Below are 20375 nucleotides of genomic sequence, written 5' to 3'. Positions count from 1 at the left end.
GCTCAGACCGTCCAGGTGTCCAGGATGACGGCGTTCGCCTTCTTGTGCAGCAGGATGCAGTCCAGCACGTCCTGCGGCTGGATCGGGATGATGCCGGGGATCAGCGAGGGCTCGCCGTGGCCGTACAGCGCCTGCAGGGCGAAGCGGCAGGCATAGACCTTGCCGCCTTCCTTCATGAAGCGTTCCAGGTTCTTGTTGAAGTTCAGGTGCCCGGGAAACGCCTCGTCGCCAAGCGTCGGAAAGCCGCGCTGCAGGCCAAGCGTCACGCCGGGTCCATAGAGCAGGATCGAGGTCTCGTATCCCTTGCGCTGCATGCGGATGGCGTTGAGGATGTTGACCAGCCCGATCGAGCCTTCGAAGGCCACGGTGTGGAAGGTGATCAGGGCCTTCTCGCCCTCGTCGGCCTTCACGTCCTCGAAGACCTTGGATTCGTAATCGACGAAGTAGTCGCCATCCTTGTGCGGGGGGTGGGTGACTTCGGGCATGGGCGTCTCCTGTTTGCGCTTTGCTGAGACCATCGGGACCCGAGGCGGGGCATCCGATCAATCTGCAGTTCAATTTGCATACAATTATCCCGCTGATCGGGGTGCCTACTGCCGGAATCCAAGGCGCCTCGTGCACTTTATGAGCAATCCGAGAACGAATCGGCAGGGGCTGCCGTCGCTCCCTCTTGACGCCAGCAACAATATCCATACAATCCAGGGACCATCCTCCTTGACGGACCCCTCATGATCGCCTGGACCCCCGACCTTCTCGACGACGGCCCGCCGCGCTATCTGCAGATCGCCGATCAGATCGAGGCCGGCATCCGCAGCGGCGTGCTGAAGCCCGGCGACAGGCTGCCTCCGCAGCGCCGGCTGGCCGCGCGCTTGGGCATCGACTTCACCACCGTCAGCCGCGCCTATACCGAAGCCGCCGCCCGCCTGCTGACCGACAGCCATGTCGGGCGCGGCACCTTCGTGCGCAAAACGGCCCGCCCGGCCGAGACGGTCGACCCCCGCCGTCTGCGCGACGAGGACCTGTCGATGAACATGCCGCCCGAGGTCACCGACCCCGAATTGCTGACCTTCATGCGCGAAGGGCTGGAGGTCGTCTCGGCCAACCTCGTCTCGCTGCTGCGCTATCAGTCGACCATCGGCGGGGATCAGGACCGCATGGCGGCGTCCAGCTGGCTGTCCAAGCGCGGCATGGTGCCCAGCCTCGACCGCATCGCGGTCACGCCGGGGGCGCATCCGACGATGACCGCGATCCTGTCGATCATCGCGCAATGCGGCGACACGATCCTGTGCGAGCGCATCACCTATCCCGGCCTGCGCGCGATCGCCGCGCGGCTGAACCTGCGCCTGATCGGGCTGGAGATGGATGCCCAAGGCGTCACCCCCGAGGCGCTGGAGGCCGCAATTGCCCGCCACGCCCCCAAGGCCCTCTACCTGAACCCCACGCTGCACAACCCGACGACGCTGACGATCCCCGAGGACCGCCGCATCCTGCTGGCGGACATCGTCACCCGCCACCGCCTGCCGCTGATCGAGGATGACGCCTATGGCTTCATTCCGCCCTCGGCGCCGCCGCCCTTCGCGGTTCTGGCGCCGGGGCAGACCTGGCATATTGGGGGTCTGGCGAAATGCATCGGCGCGGGGCTGCGGCTGGCCTATACGGTGGCGCCGGATGCGCGGGCAGCCTTCGCGCTGGCGCAGGCGCTGCGGGCGATCTCGGTCATGCCCTCGCCGCTGACCACCGCGCTGATGACCCGCTGGATCGAGGACGGCACCGCCGACCGCATCCGCCATTTCATCCGGGGCGAGATCGCCACGCGCCAGCAGATCGCCGCCCGCGCGCTGAGCGGGCTGGAGTTCAGGGCCGAGGCGAACGCCTTCAACATCTGGCTGAAGCTGCCCGCCGGCGCGGGCCGGGCCGAGCTGATGGGGCGGATGGCCGGGCGCCATATCGGCCTGATGCCCTCGGACGCCTTCACCGTCGATGGCGATCCCGGGGAACATCTGCGCATCTGCCTGGGCGGCGCGATCGGCCGCGACGAGCTGCGCACGGGGCTCAGCTTCCTCCAGAACACGCTGTCGGGCGGGGGCTGGATGGGCTAGCCGGGGTCAGGATTTCTGGCGGGGAGAGCCGCGAGAGAGCGTGATCGTCATGGGCGTTGGCACACCCTTATCGGGCGGCGTTCCCGCCCGGGACATTCCTGTGTGCCGGATCGGGAGAAAACCGGGCGACCTGTCCCGAACCTTGAACCGAGTGAATGCGGGCAGGATCAGCGCCTCCATCCCGGCATCCGAGCCGGTTCACTCCGCTTCGGCGTCCGAGATGTCCTCGGCCTGCTCGCGCGCCTCGGTCATGTCCGCAGGCTCATCCTCGACGGCCCACCCCGAAAACACCAGGAAGATGACCAGAAGAAGGAATCCGCCGGGGATCAGGGCGTAGAGAATGGCCCGGGATTTGCCGCGCTTGGGCTTGGGAGCTTGGGACATCGAGATTACCTTCTGAAATGTTCTTGCCGGGGCCCCTATCGGGCCGGGAACGGGCCGGTCCTGCGATCGGCCCCTTCTCTGTCGGGTCCGTCCCACCAACCCGCGCTTTGGGCGAATGTTCCTGCGACCCAATCCCGCAGGTCTGCGGCCCCCAGGGGGTGGCGACTAGCCAGGCTGGTTCCTGCTGCGCGACGCGGGATCGTCCATGGCCTGCTGTGCCTCGTCGGGCATGTCGGTCATCCCGCCGTCGTCCGCGTCGATGATGTGCCCGTCCGCCTGGCTGGCATCGGATGCACCACCGTCTGCGGGGGATGTCGGATCGGGCAGCTCGTCCGGCATCCCGGCCGCGTCCAGCTGTCCTTCCTGTCGAAGCTGGGCCTCGGCCTGCTGCCAATGCTCCGCCTCCATGCCTTCGGGATGGCCGCTGGCCTCCCAGATCTGATGGGCGCGCTGGCGGATCAGGTCGGTCTTGTCCATGTCATCGTCTCCAAGGGGTGGGATGGGCTCCGGGGGGCCACACTGCGGATGTCTGGGCGGGGGCACCTGGTCATGGGGGCCCTCTCTGTCCCGGGCGCTGAACCGCATCCTGCCGCTGTTGTTCCCGGGCGGATCGGCTTTTTCATCCGCGCCGAAGGGCGGCATCGCAGCCCCCCGTCGCGGCGACGGCCCCGCATCGGATCGCGCCGGGAACATTGCGCGCCGGTCCCGGTTGCCAGCCGCCGATATCCGGCCCCACGAGGAGACCCCCATGACCCGCCCCACCCCCTCCGAGCCGCGCGATCCCGCCGGATCGACGCCCCTGCCGGGCCAGTCCGACGCCGCCTCCGCGGCAGGGGACACCCGCACCGACGCATCGGCCGGCGAGGGTGGTGCTACCTCGGACATGAGCTTCACGCGCATCCAGCCCAAGACCGGGGCGATGATGATGCTGGGCACGATCGGGCTGCCTTTGGCGATCATCCTTCTGCTGGTGATCGTGGTGCTTATCGCCTTCTGACGCCGCTCGCCCGGTGCGGGAACAATTCCCGCCCTGCCCGGTTCAGCGCGCCCCATCGCCACGGAGAGGCATCATGGCTGACCAGACACTCGACACGCTGTTCCACGAGACGCTGAAGGACATCTATTACGCCGAGCGCAAGATCGCCTCGGCCCTGCGCAAGATGGCGCGCGCGGCGCAGGATCCCGACCTGAAGGCCGCCTTCGAGACGCATGAGCAGGAGACCCAGGGCCAGTACGAGCGCCTGTCCGAGGTCTTCGACGCGATCGGCAAGAAGCCCCGCGGCAAGACCTGCGATGCGATCGAGGGCATCATCTCGGAAGCGCAAGAGATCATGGACGAGTTCAAGGGCAGCCCGGCGCTGGATGCGGGTCTGCTGGCTGCGGCACAGGCGGTCGAGCATTACGAGATCGCCCGCTATGGCACGCTGAAGTCCTGGGCCGCGCAGCTCGGCCTGTCGGAGGCCGAGGCCCTGCTGGACCAGACCCTGCAGGAAGAGGTCGCCACCGACGAGATCCTCACCAAACTGGCCGTGACGGTGGTGAATGCGGCGGCCGAGGGTCGGGCCGCCTGAACGATCCAGCGGCGGCGGGCCTCACCTGCCTGCTATCCGGCGCCATCCGAGCCGCCTTGCTTTGCCTACGCCGAGGCCCGTTTGGCATCCTCTGAGCCAGCGGCCGGTCGCAACACCACGCCGTTTTCCGGAACAACACGGCCCCTCGCAGGTTGCGGGGCCGTGGCGCATCCACGCCTTGCGTCGCAGATAACAGGAGATTTCTCATGGCCGATTACCCGCATCCCCCCTTCCCGCCGCAGGAGCAGACGCTGCCCGGCAGCTTCCGCCAGATGGACCCGGTGCCCGATCACGGCGAGGACAGCTGGAAGGGCTCGGGACGGCTGGCGGGCCGGGTGGCGCTGATCACCGGAGGCGACAGCGGGATCGGGCGCGCCGTCGCCATCGCCTATGCCCGCGAGGGGGCCGATCTGGCGCTGGTCTGCCTGGACGAGACCGAGGACATGGCCGACACCGCCCGTCTGGTCGAGGCCGAGGGTCGGCAATGTCTGGTCATGGCGCTCGATCTGTCGCAGGCCGAGATCTGCCGCGAGGTCATCGACAAGACCGTCGACCGCTTTGGTCGTATCGACATCCTCGTCAACAACGCCGCGCATCAGCGCAGCTTCGCCAAGATCGAGGATATCAGCGACGAGGAATGGCGCTATACCTTCGCCACCAATATCGACGCGATGTTCTATCTGACCAAGGCCGCCGTGCCGCATATGCCGGCGGGCAGCGCGATCATCAACACGGCCTCGGTGAATTCCGACATGCCCAACCCCGAACTGCTGGCCTATGCCACCACCAAGGGCGCGATCCAGAACTTCACCGCCGGGCTGGCGCAGATGCTGGCCGAACGCGGCATCCGCGCCAATGTCGTGGCCCCCGGCCCGGTCTGGACGCCGCTGATCCCCGCCAGCTTTCCCGCCGACAAGGTCAGCTCTTTCGGCGAGGCCTATCCCTTGGGCCGCCCCGCGCAGCCTGCCGAGCTGGCCTCGGCCTATGTGATGCTGGCCGAGGCGGCATCGAGCTATATCTCGGGGGCGACCATTGCCGTCACCGGCGGCAAGCCGATCATCTGAGGAGCGCGCGATGAGACTGCTGACCCTTCTGATCCTGGGGGCGGCTGCGGGGGTCCTGCTGGGCGCACGTAGCCGCCCGCGCCCTGATGCGCCGGTGGGCCGGGTGCGCGCAGCGGGTCCGGTCGAGATGCGCGATCCGCCCCTCGACTGGACCGGGACGGATGAGCGCTCCGACGAATCCTTTCCGGCCAGCGATCCGCCGGGCAGGTATTGATCCGAGGGCCGCTCAGCCCGAGGATCGGGATGCGGCGGCCTTTGGATTGGTCACCGGCGGTCGGGAGCGGTAGAGGCGGTCTCTGGTTCCAAAGGGTTGCGCGCGTCGCCCCGGGGAAGACAGGCCAGCGCCGGTCATCCGGTCCCGCGCCGCCGCGTCCCGGAAAGGTCTCTCCTTGCGGAACCGATGCCCCTAGGCCCGCAGGGCGACGAAGAACAGGCGCGGAAACCCGAGCAGCACCTGCCCGCCCGCCAGAGGCGGATAATGCGGCGCCAGCGCGGCGGTATAGAGATCCAGGAACCGTTTTCGCTCGGCAGGGTCCAGCGGTGCCAGATAGGGGCGCAGCGCCGATCCGGCGAACCAGTCGGCGATGGCCTCGAAGCCCGGCAGCTCGACCTGATAGACGGTCCGCCAGATCTGCAGCGCCGCACTGCCCGGGCGCAGGCTGCGATGCAGCGCGGCGGCATCCGGCAAGGGCTGGCGCTGGCCTGCGGCGCCGGCCAGACGCGCCCGCCATTCGGGTCGCTCGGCGATCTGGCGCATGACGCGGTGCGAGGGCTCGTCCAGATTGTCGGGCATCTGCACGGCCAGCGCGCCGCCCGGCGCCAGAAGACCCAGCAGGCGCGGCAGCAGGCGGGGCAGGTCCTCGGCCCATTGCAGCGAGGCATTGGCAAAGATCAGGTCGGGCGGGGTGTCGGGCTGCCAGTCCTCGGCCCGCCCGGCGACGAAGCGGGCCTGCGGCAGGGCCTTGCGCGCCGCCGTCAGCATGGCGGCATCGGGATCGACGCCCAGCAGATCGGCCTCGGGAAAGCGCGCGGCCAGCTGTGCGGTGGAATTGCCCGGACCGCAGCCCAGATCAACGATTTGCCCGCGCGGTCCCGGCGGCAGCGCCGCCAGCAGATCGCGGGCCGGGCGGGCCCGATCCTCGCCAAAGCTCAGGTACAGGTCCGGCGCCCATCCCGGCCCGGCCATCTCAGAACAGCCCCAGGGCCATCGCCGCGCCGAAGACGACCAGCGAGAAGCCCCACATCCAGAAGAAGGAATAGCGCAGATGCGTGCCGATATCGGCCCGTGCCAGCCCAAGCGCCAGCCACAGGGCGGGCGAGAAGGGGCTGGCGAAGGTGCCGATGATATTGCCGATGACCATCGCATGCACGATCTGGTCGGCGGGCACGCCGGCGGGCTGCACGACCTCCAGCACGATGGGCAGCATCCCGAAGTAGAAGGCGTCGGTGGACAGGACCAGCTCCAGCGGCATGCCGATCAGGCCGACGATGATGTGCAGGTTGCCGACTGCGGATTCCGGCAGGACCGAGACCATCGCCACCGCCATCGCGCGCAGCATCCCGGTGCCGTCCATGATGCCCAGGAACGTCCCCGCCGCCAGGATGATCGCGCCCATCAGCAGGGCCGAGGGGGCGTGCGCGCGGATGCGGTCCATCTGCATCTCGACCTGCGGGTAGTTGATCAGCAGGACAACCGACAGCCCGATCATGAAGATCAGCGCGGGCGGCAGGATGCCGGTGACCAGCGCCGCGATGACCGCCAGGAACAGCGCGCCGTTCACCGGCAGCAAGGCGCGGCGCTCTAGCGCGGCCTCGTCGGCGGTGGCCGCGACGCCGCCCACCTCATGGCCCCCGACCGGGGCGGGGCCGCCCGCCGCGCGGATGCGGCGCTGCTCGCGCAGGCCCAGGCCCACCGCCAGCCCCAACAGCAGCACGATGCCCAGCAGCTGCACCTGGATCAGCGGCTGCCACAATTCGGTGACATCGAGGCCGGTGACCGCCGCCGCCCGACCCAGAGGCCCGGCCCAAGGCAGCATGTTGGCGATGCCCGCGCCGATGGCCAGCATCATCAGCATCAGATAGCGGCTCATCCCGAGGCGCAGATAGAGGGGCAGCAGCGCGGGCACGGTCAGCAGGAAGGTCGTCGCCCCGGCGCCATCCAGATGCGCCAGAACGCCGACCAGCGCCGTGCCGGCGGTGACCGCGACGACATGGCCGCGCGTCAGCCGGATCAGCCCGTTGATGATCGGGCGGAACAGGCCGGTATCCTGCAGCACGCCGAAGAAGGTGATCGCGAAGACGAACATCGTCGCGATCTGCATGACCCGCGCCAGCCCGTCATTGAAGAACTCGGTCAGCGCCTCGGGGCCGAAGCCGGCCAGAAGCGCCCCGGCAATGGGGACCAGCGTCAGCGCCACGATGGGGGACATCTTGCCCAGAAGCAGAAACCCCACGACCAGAACGATCGTGACGAGTCCGATGAATGCCAGCATCAGTCTTTCCTTCCCTGCTTCCGTGGCGGGCTGCATACCGGCGACGGCAGGGAGTTCCAAGTCATCCGGTTCAGCAGCGGCCGGGCCCCCGGCCCGGTGCCGTGCGGCTGCGGATCCCGCATCGCGGCACATACCGCGCCCATCGGACGCGCCGCGAGGTCAGCTGGACGCCCCCGAGGGCGTGGCACCAGCGTGTCGATCTTGGCCTGCCGATGGTGCTGCAGATAGCGTTTCGACAATCGGGGCAGCTTCAGGTCGCCCTCCGCCGGCAGGTCCGCTTAGCCCGTCGCCAGAAGGATCGACAGGGTCGGCCACAAGCGGCCTGACGCCGGGCTCATTGCCAGCATCATGCCGGTGTCATCGGCGCGGGTCAGCATGTCCGCGGACAGGGTCCACAACTGGTCCCGCTCGGCCGTGGGGGCGGCGAGGATCGGCGAAGAAAGAGACGGCCGACATCGCTCGAAGGGCGGTGCATGGAACCGGCCCCCCCATCCACAGCGTTTCGTCGCCCGAAGCAGGGTCGCCCCTCCGCGCGCCTGCATGACCACTGTTGAAAGGACTGTCCCATGAAATTGGATGGCAAGAACATCGCCCTTCTGATCTCGCCCCGGGGAACCGAGGAGCCCGAGTTCTCGCAGCCTCTCGCCGCCCTGCGCGAGGCGGGTGCCACCGTCACCGTCGTCAGCACGCAGACGGGCACCGCCTCGACCGTGAACGGGGATCTGGATCCGGGCTCTGATCACAGCATCGACAGCGCGGTCGGGTCGCTGTCCGCCGACGATTTCCACGGGCTGGTCATTCCCGGCGGCACGGTCGGTGCCGACACGCTGCGCGCCGACGCGGCGACCGTCGCCTTCGTGCGCGCTTTCTTCGAGCAGGGCAAGCCAGTCGGCGCGATCTGCCATGCCCCCTGGGTGCTGATCGAGGCGGGCGTCCTGCAAGGCCGCACAGTCACCTCCTATCCCAGCCTCAGGACCGACCTGACCAATGCGGGCGCCACCTGGGTGGATAAGGAGGTCATGACCGACAGCGGTCTGGTGACCAGCCGCACCCCCGACGATCTTCCCGCCTTCTGCGCCAAGCTGATCGAGGAATTCGCCGAAGGCCGCCACGAGGCCCAGACCCGCAGCGCCTGAGGAAGCGAAGCTTTCCGATCCGCAACAAGGCCCCGTCGTGCAAAGCGCGGCGGGGCCTTTCTCACGGGTCTCAGAGCCGCACGGCGCGGGCATCTTAGGGCTTTCCCGACCCCCTCCGCGCCCCTCAGTCGCGCCGTGGCTGACATGTGACAAGGCGCCGCCGGCATCGCTATCACTCGGCCGTCGGAATCCCGATCGTCCGGGCCCGCACATTCGCGACGGTGGTGTCGGTGCAGATGACCTTCTCAACCCCCGCGGTCACCTCGACGTCGTCGCCGACCTGGCGGACAAGCGCTGTTCCCAGTACGCCCCAATCCGACAGGTCGAGCGTGTCGATCTCGGTCAGGTCGCGGACAAAGCTGATCACGCCGGTCCGATAGAGACGGAAAATGTCGGCACCAGGGCCGCCATGCATGTCCGAGCCGCCGGCATCGTTGATCAGCAGATCGTCGCCCTCTCCGCCGATCAGCGTGTCGAAGCCCGAGCCCGAGATCAGCGTATCGTTGCCCGCGCCGCCGATGAGGCTGTCATTCCCCGCCCCGCCATCGAGCAGGTCGTCGCCGCGGCCGCCGATGAGGGTGTCGTTGCCCTGTTCGCCGTAAAGCCGGTTCTTGCCCCAGGAGCCGGCCCGCAGGATGTCGTTCCCGCGGCCCCCATAGGCCACGATCTGCGTCCGCCCCGGAGAGACGTTCTCGTCATCGCCGTCGCCCAGATCCAGCTCGATCCTTTTGTAGTAGACGTCCGACATGACGATCTTGTTGTCCAAGGCATTGCCGACGATCTTGATCGCCGCGCTGTGCAGGCCGAGCAACTGGAAATCCTCGATATGGGGCGGAATGCGCACCTCGGTCTGCCCGACCTGCGAGTTCGAATACATCCGCTGATGGTTCGGCGAGCGCCCCTTGCTGTGCAGGTCCCCCAAGGCCACGAAGCTGGTGGCAAAGCGCTGATCCGTGACCTTGGTCCCCAGGAAGGACTGGATGTTGCTGGGCCGCGAGGTGTCGATCGCCTCCTCCACGATCAGCATGCCCCATGCGTGGGCGGTCAGGATGCATTCCTCGCGCAGGGCCGCATGGTCGGGATCCGTCGCGGCGATGTTCCTGACGGACCAGGGGTCGGCCTCCAGATCGAACATCTCGCCCGTGCCGTCCTGATAGACGGTGACCCGCTTGTCGTGCTTGGCGATGCTGACCGACCCGTACCAGAAGGTCGGAATGGCGCGCGGCGCGGGCGTCGCGCCCTCGATCCAGGGCCGCAGGCTCTGCCCCATGAAGCTGTCGGGCACCGGCAGGCCGCAAAGGTCCAGGATGGTGGCCCCCAGATCGACATGGCTGACCGGCTGCGTGACCTTCCGGGGCGTCTGCCCGGGCACCCTGATCAGCATCGGCGCCAGCGCGCATTGCTCGTACAGCGTGAACTTGTGCCATCTCCCGTGGTCGGACAGGTGATAGCCGTGATCGCTGTAGAAGGTCACGACGGTCTTGTCCGCGTGGGGAGAGGCCCCCAACGCATCCAGAACGCGCCCCAGCTGTTCATCCATCCACAGGCAGCCGGCCGCATAGTTGCGGATCGTCCTGCGCACATACAGAACCTGTTCGTCGGTCCACTCGGCGGGATCGGATGACGCGTAGTTCAGGGTGCCCGAGGTGATGAACTGGTTGACGAAGGGCATGGTGTCGAACCCGCCCTTCCAGTCCGACGGCATGATCACATCGTCGAGGGCGACCCGATCATGGATCCGCGCGGGGGTCGTCCAGGGAGTATGCGGGTGGTGAAACCCGCATTCCCAGTACCAGGGCCGATCCGTCGGCAGGACATGGGCGAGGGCATGGATCGTGTCGTCCGCCCGGCTTGCATCGTACCAAGGCGCGTCCTCGGCATAGACCTGGCCGCACATCCCGCCCCGGTTCTCGATCGGCGTGGCAGGGTTGAACGGCCCGGTCGCAAAGGGGGGCGAGTCGTAGAGTTCGCGGTAGACGGTCGCAGGCTGCGGGCGATAGCCGTGAAAGACCTTCCCGGTGGTGCCGGTATAGAATCCGGCCTTGCGCAGCCGATAGAGCCAGGTGTTTCGCGGATGAACGAGGTTTTCCCACCCCTGCGACAGATCGAAGGACTTGGTATCGGCGGGGGACAGGCCCGTCATGACAGCCGTTCTGGCCGGCTCGCAGACGGGCACGGCGCAATAGGCGCGGTTGAAATCGGTTCCCGTGTCGGCCAGCCGGCGCAGGTTCGGCAGATCGAACCCCGGGATCAGCAGGGACAGAAGACGGTCCACATGCACCAGATCGTCCGCCGCGATGAACAGGATATTGGGCATGGGTTATCCTTGATAGGTGCTTTCGGCATAGTTCAGGAACAGCGCGCGAAGCCGGGGCATCGCGAAGATGTCGCCCTCGATCAGGGCGAAGTCGAGATAGGTCCCGGTGAAGGGAGCGTTCGCGCGCCCCTCGCCGATGCGGAGCTTCCAGATCGGGCCGATCCGCGGGGCCTGCGCGGCCCATGCCGGCCAGGCCGCAGTCAGGGGGGCATCGTCGTTCACCGCCCCCGTGAGCGATCCGGCGGTGAAATCGATGGTCTGAAAGGTCGTGCTGCGGGCGCCGGTCACCGGGCCCCGGGTATAGGTCGCCCGCTGATCCACGCTCGTGCCCAGGACGTTCAGGTTCATGCAGCCCTCGGTGGCCGACCGCAGCGGGTTGTCCTGGATCGTCAGGCTGCCCGTGGCATCGGGATTGGTCTGGATGCTCCAGGCCCGCCCCTTGCCGACGCGGCGGATATGGACGAACGACCAGAGGCCGGTCAGCGCCGGATGCCGAAAGACAAGATCCGTCTGATCCTTGCCCAACGCGGCATCGAAGGCGGCGGCCTCATGCTCGCCCTCGTCCTGCCAGGCGAAGGGCCGCGGCGGATCGACCGGAGTGGTCGTCAGCTCCAGATCTCCGATGCGGGGACGGATGCAGGGCAGCCCCGTCACGGGGTCCGGGCGGGACATGCGCCGCACCGTGGTCCACCAGGTCCGAAGGGCCGGAAATGCCCTGAACTGATCGGTCCATAAACGCCGGTCCGCGGTCGGGCGAGGGACCGTCAGGTCCAGAACGGCAAGTGCCAAAATGATCTTCCTCAGAAAACAGGGACGCGGCCCGCGCGCGCATAACGATACAAGGTGGTTCCGGCCCCGGTGAGGCTGGGTTTGGACCAGCCGTCCGTCAGCGAGCCCCGGTTGCAGGGAAAGCCGTCGCCGCGATCGCCGGTCTCTCCGAAGGCATAGCGGACGGTCAGCGCGCCGGTCGGATCGTCGGTCATCGTCAGAAGGGCATCGGTGCCCCTGACCTCGACCGAGGCGATGACGGCCCCGTTCGTGACCCCGTCGACGCAGAAGCCGTGCCGCTCCGGGTCCCGCAGGACAAGCGCCGACATGGCGGTGAAGGGCACCGTGATGATAGGCCCCGCACGCGTGGCCTTGGCACCCAGGCTGGGCCCGTACCAGTCGCGGCCCGCCAGACGCTCGTTGGCCGCCAGGGCCTCCAGCTCGCTGACCTGCATCGCCGCCTCGGGGGTCAGGGCCGCCGCAGTCCCCGGTTGCAGCGGAAAGGGATAGCGGGGCGTGGCCACGATCAGCCCAAGCGACCAATGCGCCCAGTCCAGCTCGCCTTCCGCCAGGATCACCTCGGAGGTGCCATCGCCGCGCGTGCCGGCGGATTGGCTGACGACGACCACCGGCAGGGGCGCCTGCCCGGCGGCCTCGGCGATCTCCTGACGCAGGCTGTTGGCCACGGCGGCATAATGCAGATCGGCCGTGGCCCGCAGGGTCTGCGGGGCGCCTTCCAGCAGCGACAGGCTGATCCGGTCCACGAACAGCTCCTTCCCCCAGGGCACGAGCGCCTGGCGCGCTGCAGCGACACGGGCCCGAAGCGCCAGACGCGGCGCCGAGCCGGGCAGCGCGTCGGCCTCGACGGTCGAGGCGACGACCCGCGTCAGGGCCACCACCGTCGGCAAGGCCCGGCGCGCGGCATATTCCCCCTCGAGAAACGCGACGGCCAGCGCCGAGGCCGCCTCGCCGTCTTCCGGCGAGCGCAGCGTCTCGTCGATCAGATGATAGCGGAAATCCTCGGCGATCGGGCGGACGACACCCGCGCTGCCGCCGCCGAAGGCCACGACCCCCAGAGCCGGATCATAGGTCTGCGCCAGGGTGATCGCGCCGCGTTTTTCAAAGCCCCATGTCTCGCGCCATTGGCGCGACAGGTAGCGGATCACCGGGCCGAATTCGTCCCTGCTCTGGATGGCGTTCCACGCATCGCCCAGATTGTCCGGGTCCACGAAGTCGATCGTCGCGCCGTCGCGCCTGTCCGGGGGCTGCGGATAAAGGCTGCCATCCCGCATGTCGATGCCGAAGGCGGTCGTGCCATCGGCATTCTCGATGATCGGGATGATATGATCCCCCGGTGCGGTCGGCGCGTTCAGGCGCACCAGCGGGGACATCGGGCCATCATGCATCTCGAGACGGAAGAAGACATTCCCCCCATCGTCATCGACCGACACGGCCATCGAGGCGCCGGGGCCGTCGAGCCTGCGCGCCGTGACCCCGCCCTCTGCATCCTGACCGCCGAGGCGCGAGAGCAGGTTGTCCAGAATGAGGCGCAGGGCGGCCAATCCTGCGTCCTGGGCAGGGTCGCTGTCGGAGTCGTGGGTCATGGCTGTTCGCAACTCGCTTCGGCACGTCGCAGAGATGACGTCCGCGATTGCCGTCACGATATCCGTGTCTTTTCATCAGGTCCACAGGGCAATGCGGGAAGCGGTCTGGATTTTTGTCCGGAGGCGCAGCGCAGGGGTGCCCCGGGTGTCGGCAGGGCCGCAGACCCGCAGCGGCGGGCGCGATCTGGCGCTGAACAACACGCGCGCGGTCGCACCGGTCAAATCCGGCGCCGGGCTTTCAGGCGGGGCGCGCGATCCGCGGGCGGCGCAGATCCGACTTGCCGCGGACCCGGTCCGGCTCGACCAGACACCTGGCAAGCCGCTGGTCCTTCTTTCAGCCGAACGCCTGTGCGGCGAGAGCAAAGCTGCGCAGCGGATCGGTCCTGGGGCGGGGGGCGGTGGACATGGCGATACCGCCGCCCACGCGGGTCAGGTTCAGGGTCTCGAGCCAGGGCGGCAGGCCGCTGTCGGCCTGCGTGTCCACCCTCAGGAAGGCGCCGGGGTGGTCGGCCATGACGCGGCACAGCAGGGTCCGGGCGCTGTCCGCATCCGGGGCGATGACCGGCCCGGCGACCAGACCGCGCCCGAACGGGCGCAGGCCGGCCCATGCGGTGATCCGGCTGTCCTGCCGCCGCACCGCGATGCGCCCCTGCCGCAGGATGTGGTCGATCAGCCGCGCCCGGTCCATGCCCGTGGCCCGCAGATCCAGCGCGGCGAGGGCGGCCAGATCGGGCAGGGCGGCCCCGCTGACATCGGGGGCCTCGAACGGCACGGGCGCGGCAAAACCCTGATGCTGAACGATCTCTCCGGTCTCGTGAAAGCCCATGTTGCGGTAGAGGGGCAGCCCCGCCGGGGTGGCGATCAGGCGGAACTCGGTCACATCGGCACGGGCCATCGCGGCCTCGACCAGCCGGCGTCCCAGACCCCGCCCGCGCAGCGCGGCGCCGACGATGATCATGTTCACCAGTCCCACCTCGCCGAAGCGCGTCACCAGCGCCGTGCCCGCCACCCGGCCCTGATCCAGCGCGACCACGCCCCGGCCGAGCGACAGGACCATCGCCCAGTCCTCGGCCCGGTGCGGCCAGTGCTCGGCCTGCGACAGGGCCAGCGCGCCGGGCAGGTGGGAGGGCCCGAAAGGGGCGAAGGTCAGGGTCGTCTCGGACATGGGGCTTCCTGGCTGCCCAGGGGGCGAAGGGGGCGGCGTCCGCGCCCGTTCAGCGCGCTGTGACACAGTCTTGCGCCGTCCGCCACGCAGCCTGACGCAGAACCTGCCGCCGCAGCCGGGTCATCGGGCGCCGCTTCGGCACCGCGCCGCCGAGGTGGTCCGCCCCCCACAGGCGACCAAGATCCCGGCCCCGTGAGACGGAAAAGGGCGGCGGACCATGCCCGCCGCCCCCGCAATCCGTCAATCGCCGCAGGTCAGCCGATCCGGCCGCCATCCTGGCGGGTGATGGCGACCACCGCCGGGCGGACCGGCATCGCGTCGTCGAAATCCGGCCAGCGGGTGGACAGATCCTCGTAGAAGGACGGACGGCCATGCCCCTCCCAGTCATCGCCGCCATCGCCGGGATGCTGGACGGCGACGAAGAAGGTCGTCATGTCCTCGGTCGGGCAGGGGCCGCACAGCTCGGCGCCCACCGGCACCCGGTAGAAGAGCCGCGAGGTGCCCCGCGCATCGCCCTCGGTATCGACCGCCCACAGCCCGTCCGTGCGACCCGTATCGGCCATCGAGTTTCCGTCGGTCGAGACCCACAGCCGGCCATCGGCGTCGATCGCGGCATTGTCGGGCATGCCGAACCAGCCGTTCTTCGTCGTCTCGGTCGAGAAGGTTGCGCCGACCTCGGCCACCGACGGATCGCCGCATTTCACCAGGATCTCCCAGGTGCCTTCGGTCGCGGTGAAATCACCATCGGTTTCCAGGATCTCGATGATATGGCCGAAGGCGTTCTCGACGCGCGGGTTGGCGGCATTCGCCTCTTCGCGGCGGGTGTTGTTGGTCAGCATGACATAGACGCGCCCGCTGGCCGGGTTCGGCTCGATATCCTCGGGGCGGTCCATCGGCGTCGCTTCCAGAAGATCGGCGGCGCGGCGCGTCTCGATCATCACGTCCGCCTGGCTGGCAAAGCCGTTTTCGGCGGTCAGCGGGCCCTCGCCATGCACCAGCGGCAGCCAGACCATCGCGCCGTCCTCGTCGAAGCGCGCGACATAAAGCGTGCCCTCGTTCAGCAAGTCCATGTTGGCGGCGCGGTCGTCGGGGTTGTAGGTGCCCGCCGTCACGAACTTGTAGACATAGTCGAAACGCTCGTCATCGCCCAGATAGAAGACCACGCGGCCATCCGCGGCCACCACGCTTTCGGCGCCCTCGTGCTTGAAGCGGCCCATCGCGGTGCGCTTCTTGGGGACCGAGTTGGGGTCCATCACATCGACCTCGATGATCCAGCCAAAGCGGTTGGGCTCGTTCGGCTCCTGCCCCACATCGAAGCGCTTGTGGAAATTGCCCCATTGATAGGACGCACCCGGCAGGCCGAGACGCTCGTAATTCGCGGCCTCGGCGTGACCCTCGGGCAGTTCGCCCAGGAAATAGCCGTGGATGTTCTCCTCGGCCATGATGTAGGTGCCCCAGGGGGTCACGCCCCCGGCGCAGTTGTTGATCGTGCCGAAGACCGTGCGGCCCGAGCTGTCCTCGGAGGTCTTCATGCGGTCATGGCCGGCGGCGGGGCCGGTCATCTCCATCTGGGTCTTGGCGGTGATGCGGCGGTTCAGCGGGCTGTCGGTGACAGGCTGCCACTTGCCGGTCTCGCGCCGGATCTCGATCACGGTACCGCCATGGGCGGCCATCTCGATATTGGCGCGTTCCTCGGTGGCGTCGGCCACGACCATCTCGCCGTTCTGCATGGTCACGATGCCCGGGAACATCAGGTGCTCGTTGGTGTATTCGTGATTGACCACCAGCAGGCCGCGATCGGTCGCGCCGTCCAGCGGAATGAAGCCCACGAAGTCGTTGTTATAGCCGAACTGGCGTTCCTGCGCGGCCTCGGACTGGTCCAGCGGGTCGAAATCGGGCGCATCGGCAAAGACCTTGTCGCCCCACCGGATCAGCACGTCGGCATCATAGCCCTGCGCCACGTGGTGATCGGCATCGACGCCGGCCTCGACCTCGGGGAAATTGAAGACCGAGCCGGTGGCGGCCCGCGCCTCGCCCGCCGCCAGCAGCGCGACCGGCGAGACGGTGGCGGCGATGGCCGCCGAGGCCATCGAGCCCCGCAGGAACCCGCGGCGCGAGAAGCGGGCGGCGATGATGTCGCCCATCGTGGGCGAGGTCGTGGGATTGTGCCCCGGCCCATCGGCCTCTTCCAGCTTGGAGGTGCGGAAGATCTGGCTCTGGCGCATATCGGTCATGTCGGGTCCTGGCATTTGCTTGGTGACCGCGTGGTACGCCAGTCGTGCAACAGAAACGCGTCAGTTCAGTATGATATCCGTAAATGCCTGCAGGGCAGGGGTTCCCGCAGCCCCCCAGAAGACCCTGCCGGCTCTGTCACGAAACCTTCGGACGCCTGTCCCCGGCCGGTTACAGACCACGGCCACACCGGGCCCCTGATGCGGGGGCAAGATCCCCGCGCGACGACAAGAAGGACATTCCGGGATGACGACCACATTCACCGCTGCCGCGCTTCTGGCGATCCTGGGGACGACCTGCGCCCAGGCTCAGCAGGCCTTCCCCGCCCGCCTGACGGCCCATGCCCAATTGCCCGGCGCGACCTTCGTTCCCGCACCCGAGGGCGCCGGGGCGCATTACAACGTCTCGGGCCGGTTCACCGGGGCAGAGGGCCGCGTCACGGATCTGTATTCCGAGGTCCAGGCGGCGAACGGGCTGGCGCTGCCCTTCCCGGGCCAGCCGCTGCAGGGCTTTTCCGGCATCCGGTCGCTTGGCGACGGGCGCTTTCTGGTGCTGACCGACAACGGCTTCGGCACCAAGGCCAATTCCTCAGATGTCATCCTGATGGTCAACATCGTCCGGCCGGACTGGGACAGCGGTCGCGTCGCCATCGAGCGGACGATCCGGCTGTCGGACCCGGACCAGAAGGTGCCCTTCCCGATCATGAACGAGGCGACCCCTGGCCGCTTCCTGACCGGCGCCGATTTCGACCTCGAATCCATCCAGCCGGTGGGCGACGGCTATTGGCTGGGCGACGAGTTCGGCCCCTGGCTGATCCGGGTGAACGGCGCGGGCGAGGTGCAGACGGTCGTGGCCACCGAGCCGGGCGGCACCCTGCTGCGCGCCCCCGACAATGCCTTCGTCGCCGCGCCCAATCCCGGCGCGGCCCTGCCCGAGGAGGTCGTCGTCTTCCGTTCGGGCGGGTACGAGGGCATGGCGCTCTCGGAAGATGGGCAGACCCTCTATCCGCTGCTGGAAAAGCCGGTCTGGGACGCGGCTGCCGACGCGCCCGAGACCGTGGACGGCGTCCCGGTGCTGCGGCTGTTCGAGCTCGATGCCCAGACCGGGGCTTTCAGCGACCGGGTCCGCTATTACCCGCTGGAGGCACCCGATCACGCGATCGGCGATTTCAACCTGATCGGCGGCACGCGGGGCCTGATCATCGAGCGCGACAATGGCCAGGGCGATCCCCGCGAAGGCTGGGCCGAGACTCCCGCCGCCTTCAAGCGCATCTATCTGGTCGATCTCGAGCGGCTGGACGAGAATGGCGTGCTGGAGAAGATCGCCTATCTCGACCTGATGCAGATCGAGGACCCCGACGGCATCGCCCCCCGCGGCACCATCGACGGCATCTTCACCTTTCCCTTCGTCACCATCGAGAATGTCGACCGGGTCGATGACAGCCAGATCGTCGTGGCCAATGACAACAACTATCCCTTTTCGGTCGGGCGCGCGCAGGGGCAGGCCGATGACAACGAGATCATGCTGCTCGACGTGCGGGATTTCCTGATGGCGGAGTGAGGGGGCGGACCAAACCGCCCACAATCCGGGGCTGAACCTCCAAAAACATGCCTTTTCAGTGCCTTGTACAAAGGTTTCGTTGCGAAACCGCAGGTCCGGGCCGGGGGCCTGCCTCCGACCAGAGTGGGTCTGGACAGGCGGGCCTCCCCCGTGGCCAGATGCGGACGGGACGCCTTCGGGGAGGGGGGAGGCCATGCGCAACGCGGATCATGTGTTCGAGATCGACCGGGTGCTGCGCGGACAGGCCACCGGGCGCGACAATGTCGTCTCGGACAGCTGGCGGCGTTGCGTGGAGCATCACGGGCTGGACCCGGCCCGCCCCTCGCCCGCGCATATCGTCACCGAGGCCGAGCTGCGCGACCATCGCGCCCAGTCCGAACGCCTGATCGCCATCGCGCGCGCAGGGCTGGGGGCGCTGTTCCGGCAGGTGGCGGGGCAGAACTACGTGCTGCTGCTGGCCGATGCCAAGGGCGTCACCGTGGATTTCTTCGGCGACACGCGGTTCGAGGACGACCTGCGGGCGGCGGGGCTGTATCTGGGATCGGACTGGTCCGAACATATCGCCGGCACCTGCGGGGTCGGCGCCTGCATCGTCACCGGCGAGGCCGTGACCATCCATCAGAGCGACCATTTCGACCTGCATCACGTGCCCTTGTCCTGCACCTCGGCGCCGATCTTCGACACGTCGGGGCAGCTGGCGGCGGTGCTGGATCTGTCGCTGCTGCGCTCTCCTCAGCCCAAGGCCAGCCAGAACCTGGCGATGGGGCTGGTCCGGACCTCGGCCCGGCGGGTCGAGATGGCGAACCTGATGGCGATGACCCGGCGGGAGTGGGTGCTGCGCCTGTCCTCCAGCCCCGAATTCCTGGAGGTCGATCCCGAGGCCGCCATCGCGCTGGACGCGGGGGGCCGGATCATCGGCATCACCCATGCGGCAGAGCTGGCGCTGTCGCCGGGCGCGCCGCTGCTGGGCCGGCGGCTGGATCAGGTGGCGGATCTGTCGGTGGACGATCTTCCCGACCTGATGCGGGGCCGCCCGACCGAGGACCGGGTGATCCGCCTGCCCGATGGCCGGGCGCTGTTCGGCCATGCGATCGCGCCGCAGACCGCCCGCCTGCCGCGCGGCCAGCCGCTGCTGCCGGGGGGCCTGTCCAGCCTGGCCGGGCCCGATCCGGACATGCAGGCGCTGCTGGGACGGGCGGCGCGGCTGGCCGGCAGCCCCGTCCCGCTGCTGATCCAGGGCGAGACGGGCACCGGCAAGGACCGGCTGGCCCGCGCCATCCACATGTGCCGCCCCGATGCCGCGGCCTTCCGCATCGTCGATTGCGCCGGGGGCGAGGCGGACGGGATCGCGGCGGCGGACGAGGCCGGGCCGGGGACGCTGTTCCTGAAGGGCGTCGAGGATCTGGATGCGGCGGGACAGGGGGTCTTGCTGCGCCTCTTGGCCCGGTCGACCCTGCGGGTCATCGCCACGACCCGGGTCGATCTGGCCGGGCAAGTGCGCGCGGGGGCCTTTCGCGCCGATCTGTTCTTCCGCATCGCCGGGGCGGTGCTGGACCTGCCGCCGCTGCATCTGCGCCAGGACCTGGACTGGCTGCTGGAGCGGCTCATGCGCAGCGCCGCCGTCGACGGGATGCGCCTGTCGGCGGGCGCGCGGGCCGAGCTGAAGGCCCGCCGCTGGCCCGGCAACCTGCGCGAGCTGGCAGCCACCCTGCAGACCGCCGCGCTGCTGGCCGAGGGCCGGGTGATCGACACCCACGACCTGCCGCCATCTCCGCTGGACGCAGCGCCCGCGGCTCCACCCTCCGAGGATCTGCGCGCCGTGCTGGCGGCTTGCGGCGGCAACATGGCGCTGGCGGCCCGCAGGCTGGGGGTCAACCGCTCGACCGTGCTCAGGCGGATGCGGGCGATGGGGCTGACGCCGACCGACTAGGCCGGTTGCGCGGGGCCGTTGCGCGGCGTTGCAGGCGCAACATTGTTGCGCTG

The 20375-nt window shown here is 68.6% G+C and carries 18 protein-coding genes; 8 read left to right on the top strand and 10 right to left on the bottom strand.

Annotated elements, in window-relative coordinates; all coding sequences use genetic code 11:
• Positions 1-2: 2 nt before the first annotated feature.
• A complete protein-coding gene (locus FA743_RS13430; protein WP_136886617.1) occupies positions 3-485 on the bottom strand; it encodes an MSMEG_0572/Sll0783 family nitrogen starvation response protein in 483 nt (160 codons plus the stop codon).
• 243 nt (positions 486-728) lie between these two features.
• Between FA743_RS13430 and FA743_RS13425 the strand changes: the two genes are divergently transcribed.
• Positions 729-2099, top strand: a complete 1371-nt coding sequence (locus FA743_RS13425; protein ID WP_136886616.1) for an aminotransferase-like domain-containing protein — start codon at positions 729-731, stop codon at positions 2097-2099.
• 198 nt (positions 2100-2297) lie between these two features.
• Here FA743_RS13425 and FA743_RS13420 read toward each other — a convergent pair whose 3' ends face one another.
• Together FA743_RS13420 and FA743_RS13415 are read right to left on the bottom strand one after the other, a co-directional pair.
• A complete protein-coding gene (locus FA743_RS13420; RefSeq protein ID WP_136886615.1) occupies positions 2298-2483 on the bottom strand; it encodes a hypothetical protein in 186 nt (61 codons plus the stop codon).
• 165 nt (positions 2484-2648) lie between these two features.
• Positions 2649-2960: a DUF2934 domain-containing protein gene (locus tag FA743_RS13415; RefSeq protein WP_136886614.1), complete on the bottom strand. Its 312-nt coding sequence runs from the start codon at positions 2958-2960 to the stop codon at positions 2649-2651.
• 271 nt (positions 2961-3231) lie between these two features.
• Here FA743_RS13415 and FA743_RS13410 point away from each other — a divergent pair, with 271 nt between their 5' ends.
• The 4 genes from FA743_RS13410 to FA743_RS13395 all read left to right on the top strand — a co-directional run bounded on the left by FA743_RS13410 (position 3232) and on the right by FA743_RS13395 (position 5332).
• Positions 3232-3480: a hypothetical protein gene (locus tag FA743_RS13410; RefSeq protein ID WP_136886613.1), complete on the top strand. Its 249-nt coding sequence runs from the start codon at positions 3232-3234 to the stop codon at positions 3478-3480.
• 73 nt (positions 3481-3553) lie between these two features.
• Positions 3554-4054, top strand: coding sequence for a YciE/YciF ferroxidase family protein (locus FA743_RS13405; RefSeq protein ID WP_136886612.1), 501 nt, complete (start codon positions 3554-3556; stop codon positions 4052-4054).
• A gap of 206 nt (positions 4055-4260) precedes the next feature.
• Positions 4261-5118: an SDR family oxidoreductase gene (locus FA743_RS13400; protein ID WP_136886611.1), complete on the top strand. Its 858-nt coding sequence runs from the start codon at positions 4261-4263 to the stop codon at positions 5116-5118.
• Positions 5119-5128: 10 nt separating this feature from the next.
• Positions 5129-5332: a hypothetical protein gene (locus FA743_RS13395; protein ID WP_246054959.1), complete on the top strand. Its 204-nt coding sequence runs from the start codon at positions 5129-5131 to the stop codon at positions 5330-5332.
• Positions 5333-5524: 192 nt separating this feature from the next.
• Here FA743_RS13395 and tam read toward each other — a convergent pair whose 3' ends face one another.
• Positions 5525-6304, bottom strand: a complete 780-nt coding sequence (gene tam, locus FA743_RS13390) for a trans-aconitate 2-methyltransferase (RefSeq protein WP_136886610.1) — start codon at positions 6302-6304, stop codon at positions 5525-5527.
• A gap of 1 nt (position 6305) precedes the next feature.
• Positions 6306-7610: a CitMHS family transporter gene (locus FA743_RS13385; RefSeq protein ID WP_136886609.1), complete on the bottom strand. Its 1305-nt coding sequence runs from the start codon at positions 7608-7610 to the stop codon at positions 6306-6308.
• A gap of 566 nt (positions 7611-8176) precedes the next feature.
• Between FA743_RS13385 and FA743_RS13380 the strand changes: the two genes are divergently transcribed.
• Positions 8177-8746, top strand: coding sequence for a type 1 glutamine amidotransferase domain-containing protein (locus tag FA743_RS13380; protein WP_136886608.1), 570 nt, complete (start codon positions 8177-8179; stop codon positions 8744-8746).
• 172 nt (positions 8747-8918) lie between these two features.
• Here FA743_RS13380 and FA743_RS20800 read toward each other — a convergent pair whose 3' ends face one another.
• From FA743_RS20800 to FA743_RS13355, 5 genes are all read right to left on the bottom strand, one after another.
• Complete coding sequence (locus FA743_RS20800; RefSeq protein ID WP_136886607.1) at positions 8919-11063, bottom strand: sulfatase-like hydrolase/transferase; 2145 nt, start codon at positions 11061-11063, stop codon at positions 8919-8921.
• Between the two features lie 3 nt (positions 11064-11066).
• Positions 11067-11735, bottom strand: coding sequence for a hypothetical protein (locus FA743_RS13370; protein ID WP_136886606.1), 669 nt, complete (start codon positions 11733-11735; stop codon positions 11067-11069).
• 128 nt (positions 11736-11863) lie between these two features.
• On the bottom strand, positions 11864-13435 hold the full coding sequence (locus FA743_RS13365) for a hypothetical protein (RefSeq protein WP_136886605.1): 1572 nt from the start codon (positions 13433-13435) through the stop codon (positions 11864-11866).
• 334 nt (positions 13436-13769) lie between these two features.
• Positions 13770-14600: a GNAT family N-acetyltransferase gene (locus tag FA743_RS13360; protein ID WP_136886604.1), complete on the bottom strand. Its 831-nt coding sequence runs from the start codon at positions 14598-14600 to the stop codon at positions 13770-13772.
• Positions 14601-14854: 254 nt separating this feature from the next.
• Entirely contained in the window at positions 14855-16834 is a 1980-nt protein-coding gene (locus tag FA743_RS13355) for a PhoX family protein (protein WP_136886603.1), read from the bottom strand.
• Positions 16835-17078: 244 nt separating this feature from the next.
• Here FA743_RS13355 and FA743_RS13350 point away from each other — a divergent pair, with 244 nt between their 5' ends.
• A complete protein-coding gene (locus FA743_RS13350; RefSeq protein WP_136886602.1) occupies positions 17079-18392 on the top strand; it encodes an esterase-like activity of phytase family protein in 1314 nt (437 codons plus the stop codon).
• Positions 18393-18585: 193 nt separating this feature from the next.
• Positions 18586-20322, top strand: coding sequence for a sigma-54-dependent Fis family transcriptional regulator (locus FA743_RS13345; protein WP_136886601.1), 1737 nt, complete (start codon positions 18586-18588; stop codon positions 20320-20322).
• Positions 20323-20375: the final 53 nt, after the last annotated feature.

This window comes from Paracoccus gahaiensis, assembly GCF_005048225.1.
Taxonomy (GTDB): Bacteria; Pseudomonadota; Alphaproteobacteria; order Rhodobacterales; family Rhodobacteraceae; genus Paracoccus; species Paracoccus gahaiensis.
Note: the sequence above shows the minus strand (reverse complement) of the source record. Positions and strands in the feature narration are given on the sequence as shown.

Coding starts and splice junctions, on each gene's coding strand:
- FA743_RS13385 (WP_136886609.1), bottom strand. CDS start 7,610: ATGCTGGCATTCATCGGACTCGTCACGATCGTTCTGGTCGTGGGGTTT.
- tam (WP_136886610.1), bottom strand. CDS start 6,304: ATGGCCGGGCCGGGATGGGCGCCGGACCTGTACCTGAGCTTTGGCGAG.
- FA743_RS13395 (WP_246054959.1), top strand. CDS start 5,129: ATGAGACTGCTGACCCTTCTGATCCTGGGGGCGGCTGCGGGGGTCCTG.
- FA743_RS13430 (WP_136886617.1), bottom strand. CDS start 485: ATGCCCGAAGTCACCCACCCCCCGCACAAGGATGGCGACTACTTCGTC.
- FA743_RS20800 (WP_136886607.1), bottom strand. CDS start 11,063: ATGCCCAATATCCTGTTCATCGCGGCGGACGATCTGGTGCATGTGGAC.
- FA743_RS13405 (WP_136886612.1), top strand. CDS start 3,554: ATGGCTGACCAGACACTCGACACGCTGTTCCACGAGACGCTGAAGGAC.
- FA743_RS13415 (WP_136886614.1), bottom strand. CDS start 2,960: ATGGACAAGACCGACCTGATCCGCCAGCGCGCCCATCAGATCTGGGAG.
- FA743_RS13380 (WP_136886608.1), top strand. CDS start 8,177: ATGAAATTGGATGGCAAGAACATCGCCCTTCTGATCTCGCCCCGGGGA.
- FA743_RS13360 (WP_136886604.1), bottom strand. CDS start 14,600: ATGTCCGAGACGACCCTGACCTTCGCCCCTTTCGGGCCCTCCCACCTG.
- FA743_RS13410 (WP_136886613.1), top strand. CDS start 3,232: ATGACCCGCCCCACCCCCTCCGAGCCGCGCGATCCCGCCGGATCGACG.
- FA743_RS13400 (WP_136886611.1), top strand. CDS start 4,261: ATGGCCGATTACCCGCATCCCCCCTTCCCGCCGCAGGAGCAGACGCTG.
- FA743_RS13355 (WP_136886603.1), bottom strand. CDS start 16,834: ATGACCGATATGCGCCAGAGCCAGATCTTCCGCACCTCCAAGCTGGAA.
- FA743_RS13420 (WP_136886615.1), bottom strand. CDS start 2,483: ATGTCCCAAGCTCCCAAGCCCAAGCGCGGCAAATCCCGGGCCATTCTC.
- FA743_RS13425 (WP_136886616.1), top strand. CDS start 729: ATGATCGCCTGGACCCCCGACCTTCTCGACGACGGCCCGCCGCGCTAT.
- FA743_RS13365 (WP_136886605.1), bottom strand. CDS start 13,435: ATGACCCACGACTCCGACAGCGACCCTGCCCAGGACGCAGGATTGGCC.
- FA743_RS13345 (WP_136886601.1), top strand. CDS start 18,586: ATGCGCAACGCGGATCATGTGTTCGAGATCGACCGGGTGCTGCGCGGA.
- FA743_RS13370 (WP_136886606.1), bottom strand. CDS start 11,735: ATGTCCCGCCCGGACCCCGTGACGGGGCTGCCCTGCATCCGTCCCCGC.
- FA743_RS13350 (WP_136886602.1), top strand. CDS start 17,079: ATGACGACCACATTCACCGCTGCCGCGCTTCTGGCGATCCTGGGGACG.